The following is a 16,232-nucleotide window of genomic DNA, read 5'->3' on the forward strand; positions in this document are numbered from 1 at the left end:
TGTACCTATCTCGCAAAACTTGCCTTGTAACACTTAAGTATTAACGAAGTGTGACAAAAATAGCCCAGCGTTAAGAAATATAAATAAGTATACAAAACGCTCGATTTTTTCGTTTGCGAACATTATAGTTAATTAAACGAGCGCTGACGCGTGTTATTCGGTTTCGAAAAAGGGTGAGCAAAGATGGATATCTCAACAAAAATGTATGATTTAGTGGTGATTGGCGGCGGGATAAACGGCGTTGCAGTGGCTGCGGATGCTGCAGGTCGTGGATTGAAAGTTGCACTCTATGAAATGAATGATCTTGCTTCTGCGACTTCATCTGCTAGCAGTAAACTGATTCATGGAGGCTTGCGCTATTTAGAGCACTATGAGTTTCGGTTAGTGTCAGAAGCGCTTGCGGAGAGAGAGGTGTTACTGAAAAACGCCCCACACCTTGTCTCTCCTCTCCGTTTTCAGCTTCCTCATCGCGCGCATCTACGTCCAGCTTGGATGATTCGAGCGGGACTGTTTTTGTATGACACGTTAGGCAAGCGCGTGTCTTTAGCTCGAAGCCATGGTGTAACGTTTACAGGTGAGGAAAGTCCGTTAAAATCAGAAATGACGGTTGGTTTCGAATATTCAGATTGCGCGGTTGATGATGCCCGTTTAGTGGTAACCAATGCAAAATTGGCGAGGGAGAAAGGTGCAGAAATACATACCCGAGCCAAATGCATTAAAGCGCAGCGTAGTAACGACGAATGGCAAATTGACATTGAACACCGCTTGACAGGGGACGTGTCTAGCGTTCGTTGCAAGGCGTTAGTGAATGCGGCAGGACCTTGGGTTGACCGTTTTTTTGACCGCCAGCTTGATATGGTTTCGCCCCGTAGTATTCGCTTAGTAAAAGGTAGCCATATTGTTGTGCCTCGAATGTACAGCGGTGACAAGGCGTTCATTTTACAAAATGAAGATAACCGGATTGTGTTTGTGATTCCTTATATGGAGCACTACTCATTAGTAGGAACGACGGATGTTGAATATCAGGGTAACCCAAGTGAGGTGACGATCGACGATAGTGAAATTGCCTACTTGTGTGATGTGGTCAATCAGCATTTTAACCACACAATTAGCGCAGACGATATTATTACTACATGGTCAGGCGTTAGACCGCTATGCGATGACGAGTCAGATGACCCTCAGGCGGTTACTCGCGATTACACGATTGAGTTGGATGATTCCCTTAACGATGCCCCCTTATTGTCTATTTTTGGTGGTAAGCTCACCACCTATCGAAAACTGGGGCAAGCCGCTGTCGATAAACTTGCGCCATTTTTTCCGAAAATGGGACCTGAGTGGACCCGAACCGCAGCACTACCCGGAGGTAATTTCTCTAATCGCGAAAGCTTAGTTGCCGAGGTGATGAACGAACATCGCTGGATGGAGGAGTCTTTGGTTAAGCGATGGGTACACGCTTATGGAACCATGATTTATACGCTATTAGAAGGCAAGCAGGCGATAGGGGATTTAGGACAGACATTTGGTGCAGGACTGTATCAAGTCGAGGTGGATTATTTGATCGACGCTGAATGGGCGGTGACCGCTGAGGATATGTTATGGCGCCGTGGCAAGTTGGGTTTGGCGATAGATAACATTCAATTGAACGCGCTAACGGAATACATCGCTTCGGTGGCGCTAAAACGCGACAGACCATCACTGAAATCGGTGGGTTGAGATAATAGCGTCTGTGTTTGATGAGTGCTGTTTTTTGCACATACCATAAATAACAATGCCGCTCTGTTTCAGTCGCGGCATTGTTATGGTTATTGGTAGCATCCGCTTACTTAACGTCGACGACTTCAACCAGTACGTCACCCGTGGCGCCGCTTGGTGTATTAATGCCGAGATAGTTAGACAGTGTTGGTGCAATGTCATAAGGCGTCACCGCTCGACTCACGGTTTGCGCTTTCAACTGATTTCCAGCAAAAATCACCGGAACGTGAGTATCGAATCGCCATGGTGAACCATGGGTTGAAGCAATAGTGAGCCCATCCATATCGTTGATATAGGTTCTTTGATCAAAAACCAAATAAATATCGCCAGAGCGAGCAGGATGGTAATTGTTGCGAATGAGTTGATTCACTCGCGTATTGGCGACTTGATTCATGGCAATATCATTGCTGGTGACGGCGCTGGAAATTCCGGTAATGTTTACCACTTCCTCAGCAACGGCTTCTTGCACCTTGGCTAAGTTCAATTTCTTGTCTTTAATCATCTCATGGTCAAGATAGATGTAAGGCTGGGCGTAGAGCTTAATAACCTCTTTGCTTAAACCAAATTCAGTGTTTAGCCTCGCTTCTAACCCTGATTGCCAAAGTGCATCTTTTTGGAAATAAAACGGCTGCTTCAAACCCAGCTGATTTGCAGTAGGTGACGCTTCAGGTACTCCGTGATCGGCAGAAAGCACAATTAAGGTGTTATCTAACCCCACAGATTTGTCGATAGACTCGAACATAGCCGCAAGCGTGCGGTCAAGACGGATCAGATTGTCTTCCGTTTCTAAGCTTGAAGGGCCGTAGAGGTGAATGACGTAATCGTTTGAAGAAAAACTGACTGCTAGAAAGTCCGTGCTATCCCCTTGCCCCAACTTTTTCTCGGCAATTAATGTGTTGGCGAAATCGGCGGTAATCTCATCACCCGCTGGGCTTACTGTTAGCATAGTTGAATAGTATTGGAAGGATGCTGGACCATAAGGATGCGGGAAGGTTCTTTGAAAGCCCGCCAATTCGACTTTGTGATCTTGATTATGTTCTATGACGGTGTATGCCTCCTTATCCAAAGACAACTGCCACTTTTTGCCCGAGTAGCGTGCAGGTAGTGCTTTTTCATTCCACTTTGTTACCCATGCAGGGGTTTCGTCATAGTAATAGTCACTGGTGACAAACTCTGATTGAGCTTTGGAAAACCAAAAAGCTTTTCCAGCATGACCCGCGAGAGAAATGGCACCTCGATCCTTAACGGAAACAGAATACACTTGTGATTGACCGCTGCTGGCGATCGCTAGTTCATCGCTAAAGGTTGAAGACAAAATTGGCGCAGGTGAGCGACCATCACCCTGAGCGGTTTTTTGTGTAGGGTCTATCTCTGTGGCTTTATTGACACCAGAACCCTGTGTCAGCATAGCGTAGTTTGGGTCTTCAACGTTATAAACCAAACGGTTTAGGTTTCTATCAAACCAAACGTTACCAACCATACCGTGTACTGAAGGTGGCGCCCCAGTGGCTAGCGAAACATGGCCCACAATGGTTTCGGTATTGGCGTGTTGGTAATTAGCGTTGGTGTAATAGACACCTTCATCCATAAGATAACGAAAACCACCTTCGCCAAAATTATCTTTGAAGCGCTCGATCAAATCGGCTCTTAGTCCATCGACGGTAATCTGTACCACGAGTTTTGGAGATTGAGCAGCGTGTAGAGTGAAGCTTGCAAGGGCTGTGGTTGCGATAATAGTGGTGCGTTTTGCAAGGTGTAATAAACGTTCATTAGTAGGCATAAGGTTTCCTTTAGAAGGATGCATTTCACGATGATATTCAAGCCAGATTACTGAGTGCAAAGTAGTGAACCTATGCTGAAGAATAGAAGCGAAAGGTGTTGCACCAGTGAATACCATGAAACAGTAGTATATGATTTAGCTTAGGAGAATTTCGATGATAAGGGGAGAATAATAGCGACAATTATCGCCGAACCATCTGATAACTAAGCGATATTAATAGTATCGGATTCTACTTGCTTTAAAGTTATATCGCTTATGCTTGATAGGGAATAGGGAATAGGCTGCCTGGTAGCGTGCGGCACCATTTAAGGTGCCGATAGAAAATACTACACTGTTTTGCCTATTCTCATGGAGTTAAGGCGATAGAAAATGAGTGAACCGAGTAGTACCGCGCAGCCCACGATTTTGTTGAGGGGCATGGGCTCCGAGTAAATGATGATACTTAATATCAGTGTCCATATTGGCTCAAGAAGCATGAGTAATGCAGCGTTGGTTGGCTGCGCGAACTTTTGCCCTGTAGTTTGCATCAAATAACGCAAGCTGGTGGCAAGAACTACACTCAACCCGAACCATGTCCATGTTCCCGTTGAAATAGTTTCAGGCCATGACTCGACGCAAAAAGAAAGGATGAGCCCAAAGCAACCTGCGGAGAAGAGCTGTAGAGTGGTTAATAGCATCGGTGATAAGCGTGCTGAGTATTTACTGTTTAAGTTGAAGTGCACAGCAAGCCCAACCGCAGCCGTTAAAAACCATAGGTGACTGGTCTGTGCATGCCATCCGCCATTCCAGGAAAGCAAAAATAGCCCAACAAGTGCAATCGGGAGTGATAACCAAAATGCGCGTACCGGTTTATTTCCAAACAACCCCCAGGCCACCATAGGTACGAATAGCATTGAAAGGCTCATAATAAATGCGCCTTCGCCCAGTGTTTCACTGATCGAGATGGCATGAATCCAACAAAAGATAGACAGCCCGAGCGCACTACCTACCCCCATCGCGCGCAAACCATCCTTGAAGCTGGTCGTTCTAAGGGCTTTTAAACAAAATGGTAGCAGGATCAATGACGCAAGCAAAAAGCGGAGGCCAATGAAACCAAAAGGAGGAAGCCCCTGTATGGCTTCTTTGGAGAAGACCCAGCCAGCTCCGGCAAGTAGAGTGGTAAAGATTAATATAAATTCAGCGCGAAAACGGTTAGTCATAATGAAAACATCTTGGTTTTTGTCCATTTTGCGCTAATTGGCGGCAAGACTCCATCTTAAATCATCAAGAAAATGGAGTCTTGGCAATAGTCTGACCTATTGGCTTTGTGGAGGTTGCGAAGGTGACCTGTAGGAGGCTTGTTTGTATGTGGAGCAATATTTCGTGGAAAAACGCAAGGTGCAACTATGTGCATTTTCTGTGAGCCTTCTATAGTAATAAAGAGATCAGGAAAACTTATGTAGTGAGCAGGAGTCAAGCATGGCATTTTTTTTATATAGTAATGATTCACTCACCGTGATTGAGGTGCAGACGAATCGGTTTGATGCCAAAATGATTCCCCACTTTCGCCAATACCTTAATCAGTTTGATCGGGTTACCTCTGAAAAGTTACTCATTGATTTAAGCGGTGTGATCTTTATGGATAGCAGTGCTCTTGGGACCATCATGGCATTACATAAAACCCATGAATTTGGAGAAATGTCCATTGTCAGCCAAAGCCCTTCGGTCCTTAATTTATTCAAATTGACCAAAGTCGATCAGCTACTAAATATTTATCGTGATATAGATCACGCAGTGGCGGACATGGCTTGATCAATTTGAGCATAAACAAGCCACTTCGTATTCAAATCGAGTGGTTTTTATTGACGTAACATTCGTTGTCATACACACTGACTGTCAACTTTTCGTGACACTTTCAGTAGGAATACCCAGTGCGTTTAGAAGTCTTTTGTGAAGATAGGCTCGGATTGACTCGTGAGTTATTGGACATTTTAGCGTCCAGAAATATTGATTTACGGGGCATAGAAATCGACATTACGGGGATTATTTATCTTAACTGCCCAGATATTGATTTTGATACATTTCGCGACCTAATGGCCGAAATTAGACGAATTTCAGGTGTTAAAGATGTTCGAAAAATTCAATTTATGCCCAGTGAAAGGCATAACACCGAACTGGTTTCGTTGCTAACAAATCTTCCATACCCGGTACTTTCTATTAATTTGAAAGGCTCGGTCGATATGGCGAATCACGCCGCGCTAAAATTGCTTGGTAAAAGCGAGCAAGAAGCGATTGCCCAACATATCACCCACTTACTGCCTAGTTTTCATTTCTCCAAGTGGATTGAAGGTGATATTTGTCGTCAGAAACAAGCGATTGTTGTTGATGGTATGGATTATTGGATGGAAATTTTGCCCGTTTACATTACGGGAGAATCTAATGAAACCGTGCTGGCCAGTGCGGTAATGAGCATTCAGCCAAGTAGCACTGCGATTATTTCGGAGTCACTTTCTGATAATAACATACTTGGTTTCGAGCATTTTGTAGGGGTATCAAACCGTCATAAAGCGCTCATGAGTCAAGCGAAAAAGTTAGCGATGCTCGATCAGCCCTTATTGATTGAAGGCGATACTGGCACCGGCAAAGAAATGCTCGCGAAGGCCTGTCACAGCCGCTCAAACCGCGCATCGAACCCATTCTTGGTGCTGAGCTGCGCTTCTATGCCTGACGATGTGGCGGAAACAGAATTGTTTGGTCATGCGCCAGGTTCCTTTAATCACGAGCATGGTCATAAAGGTATTTTTGAGCAAGCGAATGGTGGCACAGTGTTGCTCGATGAGATCGGTGAAATGAGCCCTCATCTGCAAATTAAACTGTTAAGGTTTTTGCAAGACGGTACTTTTAGACGTGTAGGCGAAGAACATGAAGTACACGTTGATGTGCGAATTATCGCTTCTACCCGTCACAACCTAGCGGATTTAGCGGAGCAGGGGGCATTTAGAGAAGACTTATACTATCGCCTTAATGTACTGACATTGACCATTCCACCACTGCGTGAACGAGCGAGCGATATTGCTCCACTTTTGGATCTGTTTATTGCTAAGCACAGTCAAAAGCTGGCGATTGCTAAGCCCCAATGTACGGACACTTTAGTCAAAGATCTAGGCAGTTACCCTTGGCCGGGTAACATGAGGCAGCTCGATAATTCGGTGTTACGAGCGTTAACACAAATCACAGGCAATAGCTTACAAATCGAAGACTTCAAACTACCAAAACTGGAGCCGGTTGCAACAAGTGGCGTCAACCTTAATCTAGATGGTTCGCTGGATGACATGATGAAAGACTACGAGTCAAGAATCCTTGAGAAACTGTACCAGTCATTTCCATCGAGCCGAAAATTAGCAAAGCGATTGAATGTGTCACATACATCCATTGCTAACAAATTGCGTGATTACAATATTCGCAAAAATTGATGTTAAAGACGTCGGGCGCTCATAAAGCACCGCAATAGCGTAAAGTCGTTAGGGGTCTAGTTAAAGGCACTGCGGCTTTCGCTGGTAAGGCATTTGATCTCGCCAGTCATTGGCAAATATCAGGGAGTTATAATGGAAGATAGCAGCTCGGCGGTGGGAATACATTGCCGTGATGGGAATGTGTTGATTCGTACCGCTAAACCCTCAGATGCGTACACAATATCCAACTATTTTCAGGAAAATAAAACGTTTCTAGCGCCTTGGGAGCCCAAGCGAGATTCCGCGTTTTATCGAGCGGATACTTGGGCAGCAAAGTTGGTTAAGCTAGAAGAGTTACACCGACTCGGACTTGCCTATTATTGCTTAATTTTCGATACGGATTCAAAAGAGATGAAGGGCACGGTGTCGCTGAGCAATCTAGTCAGGTTTCCACTTCACTCATGTAATTTAGGCTACTCTTTAGCCGAAAATGCCCAAGGCCATGGGTATATGCGCAAAGCTCTCGCCATGGTGATCCCTTATATGTTCAATGTGCAAAATATACATCGCATTGCGGCGAGTTATATGCCTCATAATGAACGAAGTGCCGCGGTACTTAATGCAATGGGGTTTCAAAAAGAGGGCTATGCAAGTGATTACTTGCTGATAAACGATCAGTGGGAGGATCATATCCAGACGGCGTTGATTAACCCTAATTGGAGAGCCAGCTAATATTGGACAGCCAGTAAATATTGGAGAATCAGCTAATGAAGCGTCTTGAACAGCAACTCACATTACTAATGGAATTGGACAAGCTTAAAAGCGTATTGCGCCGGACTCGAATAAAAAGCTCAGCGGGTCGCTTTGAAAATAGTGCAGAGCACAGCTGGCACGTGGCGATAATGGCGTTGTTATTAGAAGAGCATGCTAACGAACCTGTCGATATTGCTGTTGTGGTGAAAATGCTGTTGCTGCATGACATGGTGGAAATCGATGCCGGTGATACTTTTGTCTACGATCTTGCCGCATCATTAGAACAAGAACAAAAAGAGTTAGCGGCGGCAAATCGGTTGTTTGCGATGCTACCGCAAGAACAAGGCGACGAGTTGTTTTCTATTTGGCAGGAATTTGAAGCGGCTGAAAGTGCTGAGGCAAAGTTTGCCAAGGCGCTCGATCGATTAATTCCGATGCTGTTGAACTATCATAATCAAGGTCAAAGCTGGTTAGAAAACGATGTGTCGAAGGAACAAGTCAAGAAGGTGAACCAGAAGATAGAAAAAGGTTCACAAGTGCTGTGGGATAAAGCACAATCGCTGATAGAAGAAGCCGTAGAGAACGGCTGGTTAAAACACTAGGAGACTGAATGTCGTACACGACTTTGGATGAATACCAAAGAAAATGGATTTTCACTCATCAATCTATGCCTGTACCAGAAAGTGATTGGCCTTTCATCAAACCGATGACGCAAGCACGTGCAGCACAGTTTTGGAAAGAAAATATCAGTGCACAAAGCCCCGATGCTGAGCGTATGTCCTCTCAGAACTGGCCAATGAAAGACAGCAATTGGCAAGAAAGTGTCGATTGGATGAAAGCTTGGGAAGCCGATGACAACGCGTTGCCAGAAGCGGTGGCGGACTTTATTGATTGGCAAGATGACGTGACGGTATATTTTTGTTATGAAAAATATAATGTGATTGAAACCAAGTGGTCGATTTTCAAAAAGTATTGGAAGAACTTTTTGTTTTACGATGACGGTCCAATTCTGTTAGGGCGTCGTAGGCCGGAATCGTTATGGTTCTCAACCAAAGGCACCGTTAGACTCGGTCGCCGAAGTTAAATGCTGATAGTTGAATGCTGATAGTCAAATCCTGATAGCTAAATACGGACAGCTAATCAGTGGAACGAATATATGAAGCCTGCATCTCTGCAGGCTTTTTTGTGCGCAAAATGGACTTAACTCACATTCCAAAAAAGTAACTAAGTTAAATGCCAAGTCTTTGATCTTACGCTAAGTATGCTTTTGCATAACAACGTGATACTGCTCTCAGTAAATCACTTTTTATTCACTATTAGCAAAGTTATATGTAGCTATTTCTCAGGACGAGCCATGTTATGCGCCACTATCTCAAATACATTATTCCGATCTTAGTTCCACTGATCGTACTACTTTTACCTCTCTCTGCATTTCCTTTCGACGGATTGACGATTATTCAGCAGCGCGTCATCGCGATATTTTTATTAGCGGCATTATGTTGGGTGTTTGAGCCTATTCCAATTTATGCAACATCTGTGGTTATCATCGTATTGGAACTTCTTATGCTATCCAATAAAGGCATGTATTGGTTTCGTGCCGAAGAAGGTGAGGCGCATTTTGGTACCTTGTTGCGATATGAAGAGATCATGGCGACGTTTGCAAGCCCGATAATTATGCTGTTTCTTGGTGGGTTCTTTCTCGCGATGGCAGCGACGAAATATCGTTTAGACGTCAACCTAGCAAGGGTATTGCTGAAACCGTTTGGTACTGATCCTAAATACGTAATGCTCGGTTTGATGCTGATAACCGGTGTTTTTTCCATGTTTATGTCAAATACGGCGACTACGGCCATGATGCTGTCTATTCTAACGCCAGTGATTGCTTTATTTGGGCCTAAAGATCCCGGACGCATTGCCTTTGCATTGTGTATTCCTGTCGCCGCCAATATTGGTGGTATTGGTACGCCTATTGGCACACCACCAAACGCAATAGCACTAAAATATCTAGTGGGTGAAAACTACATTAGTTTTGGTGAATGGATGGCATTTGGCGTGCCATTTGTTGTGGTGATGATGGCTCTGGCTTGGGTGTTGATTAATACACTTTATGGTGCTGAGCAGAAAAAAATTGAGCTGGCAATCAAAGGTAAGTTTCTGAAAACGCCAAAAGCTATCATGGTGTACATTACTTTCGCTGGCACCATTATCCTATGGTTGATGGGCTCAACGCATGGCATGAACTCGTATACCGTGGCGCTTATTCCAGTGGCGGTGTTCTCTCTGACAGGCATCATTAATAAAGAAGATCTCAAACGTATCTCGTGGGATGTACTTTGGTTGGTATCAGGCGGGATTGCACTTGGCTTAGCTTTAGACAAAACCGGGCTGGCACGATTAGTGGTGCATAGTATTCCTTTTGATGCTTATTCCCCTTACGTCGTGCTATTTGGCGCTGCATTCTTGTGTCTCATCATGGCCAACTTCATGTCGCATACCGCAACCGCAAACTTACTGATGCCAATTATGGCGGCGTTAGGCGCGTCTATGGTATCGCTCGCGCCACTTGGCGGCGAAATTACCTTGATTCTGGTTGTGACGTTTGCGGCATCATTGGGCATGTCGTTACCGATTAGTACGCCACCTAATGCCTTGGCGCATGCCACGGGCAATGTACAAAGTAATCAGATGGCGAAAGTTGGTATTATTCTTGGCGTCGTCGGTGTGCTATTAAGTTTTGTACTCGTTTGGCTGTTGCATGCGGTAGGACACATTGGATAACCCATATGGATAAGCTGGTAAAACATTATTTTTCAGAACCCACGCGACAAGTGACGATGATGGCTGGCGATGTCGTATTACGTCAGCACGGTCATAATGACCGACTGTACTATGTGCAAAGTGGCGAGCTGGAAGGGTTTGATGAACGAGAGGAAGATGGCAACCTGACCAAATTATTCACGGCATCAAGTGGCGCTTTTATTGGCGTACACAGTTTCTTTTCTGGCACGTGGACTGCGTCGTCAACCGTTAAGGCAAAAACGCAAGTTAAACTGGCGTGGATAGATAAAAACACACCAGCGATTAGGCCGGACGAGCTAGGTCCGCTCAGTGCGCAGTTTATGCCAGTGATCGTGAATGAGCTATCTCGGCGTCAGCGACGGGCAACCCAAGAAGCTATCGCCAAAGAAAAAGTGCTACAACGGCTACATACAGCTGAGCAAATGACTACGCTAGGACAACTCGCAGCAGGCATTGCTCATGAGCTTAATAATGCTATTGGTGTGGTCAGCAGTAAGACTGAGCATTTGCAAAGTGAGCTTATTCAATTACTAGAAGAAGCGCATCCAGAATCGAGCCAATATTTCGATTTAGGCTTGATGCAAGGACAATGGACGTCGTCTAGCGAGGCGAGAAAGATCGCCAAGCAGATCGAACGTACCTACAAACTTGATCGCTTACTCGCGAAGCGATTGGCTAAAGCACTAGGTACTGCGACGCTACCACAACAGTGGCTTGATAGACCGGAACAAGCAATAAAGTATTGGGAACTAGGGCGTGATCTTCACGATCTTAGACTCGCGGCACGGCATACCGTCGGCATTGTAAAGTCGGTCAAACAGTTAGGGCGTACCGACAGTGAGCAAGACGAGTTGATTGATATTAATGACACCATTAACAAAGCCCTGTCTTTGCTGCAAAGTGATTTACGTCTTGTTTCCGTCAGAGTGCGCCCGGCAACCCTGCCGTTAATTAAAGGGGCTTCGACAGAATATGTGCAAATCTGGAGCAACATCATTAAAAATGCCTGTGATGCCATGCATACCACCGCCGCGCCAGAAATAGAGATTCAAACCCGTTGGGTGAACCAGCGTATTTTGGTGACTGTTTCTAATAATGGCCCTGAGATAGATGAATCCATTCGACGAAAAATATTTCAACCTAACTTTACCACCAAAAAGGGCGGCCTCAGTTTTGGTTTAGGGTTGGGGTTATCAATTGTTAAACGTATTGTGAGTGAAAATAGCGGCACGATTGTGGTGAAAAGCAGTCCAGAACAAACTATTTTCCGAGTCAAATTACCAGTAGGAGAAGCAAATGGAGAAGCTTAATATTATTTGTGTAGACGATCAGCGAGAGGTACTCAGTGCCGTTGTTCAGGATTTGGAGCGCTTGTCTAATTGGATAAATATTGAAGACTGTGAATCGGGCGCCGAGGTGCTAGAGCTGTTGGATGATTTGGACGCAGACGGTGAACACGTCGCGGTTATTATTTCTGACCACGTGATGCCAGGAATGACAGGGGTAGAATTACTGACCACCATTTCGCAAGATAGTCGATTTAAATGGATGAAAAAAGTGCTATTAACTGGGCAGGCCACACACTCAGACACCATTACCGCCATTAATACAGCGGGCGTAAGCCATTACTTTGAAAAGCCATGGAATGCCGAGGCGCTAACGGAATGTGTCCGCACGCTAGTCACGCATTTCATTTTTGACAGCGGCTTGGACTACCAGCCATATCATGAAGAATTGGATCAGCAGGTGGTACTGGCAAGGCTCAGTTCATCGTTTTAAAGTGAAGCACTTGCATTACCGCCACTTTTAATGCCCGACATGATAGTCGGGTATTAAGTTTACTCTGTTTCTTTATTCTGTCTCTTGTCTCTTGCCTCTGACTTTTACTCATTCTAGCGCTCATTTTATGTTCTCATCGTGGTCAATATCCGACAATGACGATATGCGACATAGTTAATACTCTTAATGACAGATTTTTATGGTTACATCCTCTATGATGGGGAATGAATGAAGATGGACGTTTCTCCCTTATGAATAGAAATTTCTCCGTTATCAATAGAAGTTCCTAGCATCATCAGTAAAAGCTTCTACTCATCTTCAATAAAAACCAAGACACAAGAAGTACATTAAATACCCTTAGTGATATCGACATCGGAATCAGGAGGATGACATGTCAGAACATTATGCCGTGGTCACTTGGACGCGAGGCGACGACGAAATTTTCCACGACAACCAGTATAGCCGCAGTCATCGTTGGGAATTTGATGGCGGGCTGATTGTCCCTGCCTCACCATCCCCTCACGTGGTACCGCTACCACTATCAGTAGAAGAACATGTTGATCCTGAGGAAGCGTTTATTGCCGCTTTATCGAGTTGTCACATGCTGGTCTTTCTTTCTATCGCTGCGAAGCGCAACTATGTGATAGACAGTTATACAGATAAAGCTATCGGTACTCTTGGCGAAAATGAAGCCGGAAAACTGGCGGTGACCAAGGTGGTGCTACGTCCCAATGTCGTGTTTTCAGGAAAACGTATCCCTACAATGGCGCAGTTACAAAAAATGCACCATTTGTCCCATGAAAATTGCTTTATTGCCAATTCCGTTACGACACTCGTAACAACGGAAATCATAGAGTAACACGCTATTTATTTTCAGTGAGCGGTGCGTAATATTGTTCGACGTCGCGCTCAAACATTTCGACGTGTCGGGAGGGTCAAATGATTTCGGCCACAGAGTTTAAAATTACCTCCAGTGTATTTAGTTATAAACGTGATGAGTTCCCTTTGGTTAAAATTCAAGGTGCTCGGGTTAAACTGAATACGATATCGGATCACTTACTTAAAATCGTACTGGTTGGCGTATTGTTTTCGAGTGTTGTGTGGATGATATACCCTGAAGAATTTGGCGTTTTGTTAGCACCAATCGCGTTTGTTGTTGGTGTGGTATACACCATATTTAACATTAAAAAATACGAACTTCAGGTTGAATTTGAACATATTGATGAAACCGGTGTTCAGTGGGTATCGGTGGTAGGCTCAAGTCATCCACAATCGAAACCAGTGTTTGAAATTCAGGTTGATGCGCTTAAACATGCCATCAGTAAGTAAAGTGTCAGCGATTGCCTCTAGGAGTATGCCCAATGTCTTATGCTGAAACAAACTGCCTATGTGGGGCAGTTAAAATCATCGCGGAAGAGGTTAACCCTAAGTTTACCGTCTGCCATTGTCAATCATGTCGCACGTGGGGCGGCGCGCCATTTTTTGCCGTGAAGTGCGGAAAAAAGGTCAAGATAGAAGGTCGTGAGAACGTCAAAATGTTCGAGTCTTCATCGTGGGCGTCCCGTGGTTTTTGTTCTCAATGCGGTACGCATTTATTCTATAAGTTCAAAGTAACAGGGGAATACAACATGCCAGTAGGCTTGTTTTCTAGCTTAGAAGGGCTAGAAATGGATATGCAGTATTTTAGCGATGCCCGACCGAGTTATTATTGCTTTTCGAATGAAACAAAAGAGATGACGACCGCCGAGATAATGGCTTACTTCTCCAGTGAAATATAATGAGGTTTAATTAAGGCCTATATTTAAAATCATCGTACAGCTTATAAGTGGCTTTGACGTTTCTTACTGAAGTGGATGCTTACCATGCGGCGTGCCGCATAAAATAAAGGGAGTCGTTATGATTAAACAAGTTGGCGATACAATCATTGAAATTAATCACAGGGCGCGTTGTCATTGTGGTGCCGTTGAACTGGAGTTGCACTTACCCAATGGCATCGACAAGCCAAGACGTTGTGATTGTTCGATCTGTCGTAGGAAAGGGGCGATTGTCGCCTCAGTAAAGCTAGACGGTATTCGTGTACTAAAAGGTCAAGAATTCCTTAAGCTTTACCAATTTAATACCGGTACCGCGAAGCACTATTTTTGTTCTAATTGTGGCATTTATACTCACCATCAAAGACGCTCAGACCCAACAGAGTACGGTTTTAATGTTGGGTGCTTATTGGGCGTTAACCCTTTTGATTTGGGTGAGGTGGTCATTAATGATGGTGTTAACCACCCGGCGGACAGGTCTTCGGGTTAACAAAGTTTAAGTGGCTAAAGTCCTAATATTCGTGACTACCAATTTGACTTCGTTATGTTGACGGGCTTTATTTGTATTGTGTCGCGCTGTGTGTTTTACGGCGGAGTTTGCGTGATCAGTAGGTTTCGTAATTAATAGAGCTATGCAAGTGCGCTCGATGATGAAAGTATTTATGGTTAGGAGGTTACATGAATTGGTTCATTTCTGTTTTAAAACGGCCGATAGAGTTTAGTGGTCGAGCTCGACGTAAAGAGTATTGGTATTTCATGGGGATTAGCGTTCTAATTTCTGTGATTTTGACCATTATTGACAACGCGCTCGGTTGGTACAGCGTATCTGAAGAGATTGGTATTCTAAGCGGCATTTTTACATTATTCATTATATTACCAAGCCTATCAGTCACCGCTCGTCGTTTACATGATACTGGTCGTACTGGCTGGTGGATGTTGCTTTACTTTATTCCAATTATTGGTTTTTTCGTTATGTTGTATTTCTTAGTTTTAGACAGCGAAAACGCCGAAAATGTCTACGGGAGTAACCCTAAGTTGTCGGCGAAGTTATAGTCAGTGACTAGGTTAGAAGCGGCTTGTTGGATGGGGAGCTGTGTAAGTTACTGCGCAGCCACTGTTGAGTTATGACGGGTAGTATAAACGTTATCAGCACAGTAACGAACGGATTTGACGATTATTCCGACGGCAAGTTTTTTTTGAGCTCTAAAAGCATGAGGTAGGCGCTTTCTCCTGACATTTTATAGGGGTTAAAGTGTTCTGAACCTGAAAATTGCAGCTTTAATAGCGTGGTTAAATGCGATTGTGGTATGTCACCCATAGACCAATCCCCAAATGAGCGACAGTCGATTTCTTTGAAATAAAGTATGCTGACATTACTGTGCCGCTGGTCATTTAAAATATGGTGATAGGTGTCGTTTATGGCGTCTCTCGATCCTTCTAAACACTGCAGAAAATAGGTTTGATTGTGGCTCAGTAGTCCGGTGATATGAGATTTTTTGTTGTGCTCACGGGATTGTGAAAGGATGTCTCCTATAGCATTTGAATCACAATTCTTTGATAGTGTACTGACATAAATATAATCGATGTGGCCTAAATTGCGAACTTACGCAACGTTGACTGTTGAGCAGAGAGGGGAGCGAGACGATGGAAGTGATAAACAAATTTAATGATTATCCAAGTGATATTCGACGGTCACTCCTTGATTTAAGAGCGCTCATTTTTCAGTGTGCGAAGGCGTTAGATTTAGGTGACGTGGAAGAAACGCTGAAATGGGGCGAGCCTAGTTACCGTGTTCAATCGGGCAGCCCAATTAGAATGGATTGGAAGTTAAAGACGCCGAATCACTACTACCTGTATTTCAACTGCAACACGCAATTAGTCGACACATTTCGTGAGTTATATAGTGACGTACTTGAGTTTCAAGGCAATAGAGCCATCGTGTTATCGATGACTCAACCGTTTCCTGAAAGCGAAATTACCCACTGTATCGCCTTGGCGATGACCTATCAAAGAATAAAACACATGCCTTTACTTGGAGCAAGTTGAGCACCAATAGTTAGCAGTTAGCAGTGAACTGTGAGTACTAGACGTGGTGTTATTCCCAGCGAATCAGAAGCGTCATCTGCA

General features: G+C 44.3%; 18 protein-coding genes. 15 read left to right on the plus strand and 3 right to left on the minus strand.

Going from position 1 to position 16,232, the window contains the following annotated elements:
• Positions 1–183: 183 nt before the first annotated feature.
• Entirely contained in the window at positions 184–1,713 is a 1,530-nt protein-coding gene (glpD, locus tag MD535_RS03440) for a glycerol-3-phosphate dehydrogenase (RefSeq protein WP_265673525.1), read from the plus strand.
• A gap of 106 nt (positions 1,714–1,819) precedes the next feature.
• Here the strand turns inward: glpD and MD535_RS03445 are convergent, their stop codons facing one another.
• Positions 1,820–3,532, minus strand: coding sequence for an alkaline phosphatase family protein (locus MD535_RS03445; RefSeq protein ID WP_265673526.1), 1,713 nt, complete (start codon positions 3,530–3,532; stop codon positions 1,820–1,822).
• Positions 3,533–3,858: 326 nt separating this feature from the next.
• Positions 3,859–4,731, minus strand: coding sequence for a DMT family transporter (locus MD535_RS03450; RefSeq protein WP_265673527.1), 873 nt, complete (start codon positions 4,729–4,731; stop codon positions 3,859–3,861).
• Between the two features lie 259 nt (positions 4,732–4,990).
• Between MD535_RS03450 and MD535_RS03455 the strand changes: the two genes are divergently transcribed.
• From MD535_RS03455 to MD535_RS03515, 13 genes are all read left to right on the plus strand, one after another.
• Positions 4,991–5,323 (plus strand): STAS domain-containing protein, encoded by a 333-nt coding sequence (locus MD535_RS03455; RefSeq protein ID WP_265673528.1) that lies wholly within the window; start codon positions 4,991–4,993, stop codon positions 5,321–5,323.
• 119 nt (positions 5,324–5,442) lie between these two features.
• Entirely contained in the window at positions 5,443–6,984 is a 1,542-nt protein-coding gene (tyrR, locus tag MD535_RS03460; RefSeq protein WP_265673529.1) for a transcriptional regulator TyrR, read from the plus strand.
• Positions 6,985–7,116: 132 nt separating this feature from the next.
• The gene (rimJ, locus tag MD535_RS03465) at positions 7,117–7,695 is read left to right on the plus strand and encodes a ribosomal protein S5-alanine N-acetyltransferase (protein WP_265673530.1); all 579 of its coding nucleotides are present in this window, start codon (positions 7,117–7,119) and stop codon (positions 7,693–7,695) included.
• A gap of 35 nt (positions 7,696–7,730) precedes the next feature.
• On the plus strand, positions 7,731–8,318 hold the full coding sequence (locus MD535_RS03470) for an HD domain-containing protein (protein WP_265673531.1): 588 nt from the start codon (positions 7,731–7,733) through the stop codon (positions 8,316–8,318).
• Between the two features lie 8 nt (positions 8,319–8,326).
• On the plus strand, positions 8,327–8,800 hold the full coding sequence (locus MD535_RS03475; RefSeq protein ID WP_265673532.1) for a DUF2947 domain-containing protein: 474 nt from the start codon (positions 8,327–8,329) through the stop codon (positions 8,798–8,800).
• A 275-nt stretch (positions 8,801–9,075) separates the two neighbouring features.
• A complete protein-coding gene (locus tag MD535_RS03480; protein ID WP_265673533.1) occupies positions 9,076–10,494 on the plus strand; it encodes an SLC13 family permease in 1,419 nt (472 codons plus the stop codon).
• A gap of 5 nt (positions 10,495–10,499) precedes the next feature.
• On the plus strand, positions 10,500–11,825 hold the full coding sequence (locus MD535_RS03485) for an ATP-binding protein (protein WP_265673534.1): 1,326 nt from the start codon (positions 10,500–10,502) through the stop codon (positions 11,823–11,825).
• A complete protein-coding gene (locus MD535_RS03490; protein WP_265673535.1) occupies positions 11,812–12,294 on the plus strand; it encodes a response regulator in 483 nt (160 codons plus the stop codon). Before MD535_RS03485 ends, MD535_RS03490 begins: the two co-directional genes overlap by 14 nt.
• A 391-nt stretch (positions 12,295–12,685) precedes the next feature.
• On the plus strand, positions 12,686–13,153 hold the full coding sequence (locus tag MD535_RS03495) for an OsmC family protein (RefSeq protein ID WP_265673536.1): 468 nt from the start codon (positions 12,686–12,688) through the stop codon (positions 13,151–13,153).
• A gap of 80 nt (positions 13,154–13,233) precedes the next feature.
• Positions 13,234–13,623, plus strand: a complete 390-nt coding sequence (locus MD535_RS03500) for a hypothetical protein (RefSeq protein ID WP_265673537.1) — start codon at positions 13,234–13,236, stop codon at positions 13,621–13,623.
• A 32-nt stretch (positions 13,624–13,655) separates the two neighbouring features.
• Entirely contained in the window at positions 13,656–14,072 is a 417-nt protein-coding gene (locus MD535_RS03505) for a GFA family protein (protein ID WP_265673538.1), read from the plus strand.
• A 118-nt stretch (positions 14,073–14,190) separates the two neighbouring features.
• Complete coding sequence (locus tag MD535_RS03510; RefSeq protein ID WP_265673539.1) at positions 14,191–14,595, plus strand: GFA family protein; 405 nt, start codon at positions 14,191–14,193, stop codon at positions 14,593–14,595.
• A 188-nt stretch (positions 14,596–14,783) separates the two neighbouring features.
• Positions 14,784–15,158: a DUF805 domain-containing protein gene (locus tag MD535_RS03515; RefSeq protein WP_265673540.1), complete on the plus strand. Its 375-nt coding sequence runs from the start codon at positions 14,784–14,786 to the stop codon at positions 15,156–15,158.
• Positions 15,159–15,279: 121 nt separating this feature from the next.
• Here MD535_RS03515 and MD535_RS03520 read toward each other — a convergent pair whose 3' ends face one another.
• On the minus strand, positions 15,280–15,690 hold the full coding sequence (locus tag MD535_RS03520; protein ID WP_265673585.1) for a BLUF domain-containing protein: 411 nt from the start codon (positions 15,688–15,690) through the stop codon (positions 15,280–15,282).
• Between the two features lie 59 nt (positions 15,691–15,749).
• Between MD535_RS03520 and MD535_RS03525 the strand changes: the two genes are divergently transcribed.
• Entirely contained in the window at positions 15,750–16,151 is a 402-nt protein-coding gene (locus MD535_RS03525; protein WP_265673541.1) for a DUF1801 domain-containing protein, read from the plus strand.
• Positions 16,152–16,232 lie beyond the last annotated feature (81 nt).

The sequence above is a fragment of the Vibrio qingdaonensis genome (assembly GCF_026191675.1).
Taxonomy (GTDB): Bacteria; Pseudomonadota; Gammaproteobacteria; order Enterobacterales; family Vibrionaceae; genus Vibrio; species Vibrio qingdaonensis.

Coding starts and splice junctions, on each gene's coding strand:
- glpD (WP_265673525.1), top strand. CDS start 184: ATGGATATCTCAACAAAAATGTATGATTTAGTGGTGATTGGCGGCGGG.
- MD535_RS03445 (WP_265673526.1), bottom strand. CDS start 3,532: ATGCCTACTAATGAACGTTTATTACACCTTGCAAAACGCACCACTATT.
- MD535_RS03450 (WP_265673527.1), bottom strand. CDS start 4,731: ATGACTAACCGTTTTCGCGCTGAATTTATATTAATCTTTACCACTCTA.
- MD535_RS03455 (WP_265673528.1), top strand. CDS start 4,991: ATGGCATTTTTTTTATATAGTAATGATTCACTCACCGTGATTGAGGTG.
- rimJ (WP_265673530.1), top strand. CDS start 7,117: ATGGAAGATAGCAGCTCGGCGGTGGGAATACATTGCCGTGATGGGAAT.
- MD535_RS03470 (WP_265673531.1), top strand. CDS start 7,731: ATGAAGCGTCTTGAACAGCAACTCACATTACTAATGGAATTGGACAAG.
- MD535_RS03475 (WP_265673532.1), top strand. CDS start 8,327: ATGTCGTACACGACTTTGGATGAATACCAAAGAAAATGGATTTTCACT.
- MD535_RS03480 (WP_265673533.1), top strand. CDS start 9,076: ATGCGCCACTATCTCAAATACATTATTCCGATCTTAGTTCCACTGATC.
- MD535_RS03485 (WP_265673534.1), top strand. CDS start 10,500: ATGGATAAGCTGGTAAAACATTATTTTTCAGAACCCACGCGACAAGTG.
- MD535_RS03490 (WP_265673535.1), top strand. CDS start 11,812: ATGGAGAAGCTTAATATTATTTGTGTAGACGATCAGCGAGAGGTACTC.
- MD535_RS03495 (WP_265673536.1), top strand. CDS start 12,686: ATGTCAGAACATTATGCCGTGGTCACTTGGACGCGAGGCGACGACGAA.
- MD535_RS03500 (WP_265673537.1), top strand. CDS start 13,234: ATGATTTCGGCCACAGAGTTTAAAATTACCTCCAGTGTATTTAGTTAT.
- MD535_RS03505 (WP_265673538.1), top strand. CDS start 13,656: ATGTCTTATGCTGAAACAAACTGCCTATGTGGGGCAGTTAAAATCATC.
- MD535_RS03510 (WP_265673539.1), top strand. CDS start 14,191: ATGATTAAACAAGTTGGCGATACAATCATTGAAATTAATCACAGGGCG.
- MD535_RS03515 (WP_265673540.1), top strand. CDS start 14,784: ATGAATTGGTTCATTTCTGTTTTAAAACGGCCGATAGAGTTTAGTGGT.
- MD535_RS03525 (WP_265673541.1), top strand. CDS start 15,750: ATGGAAGTGATAAACAAATTTAATGATTATCCAAGTGATATTCGACGG.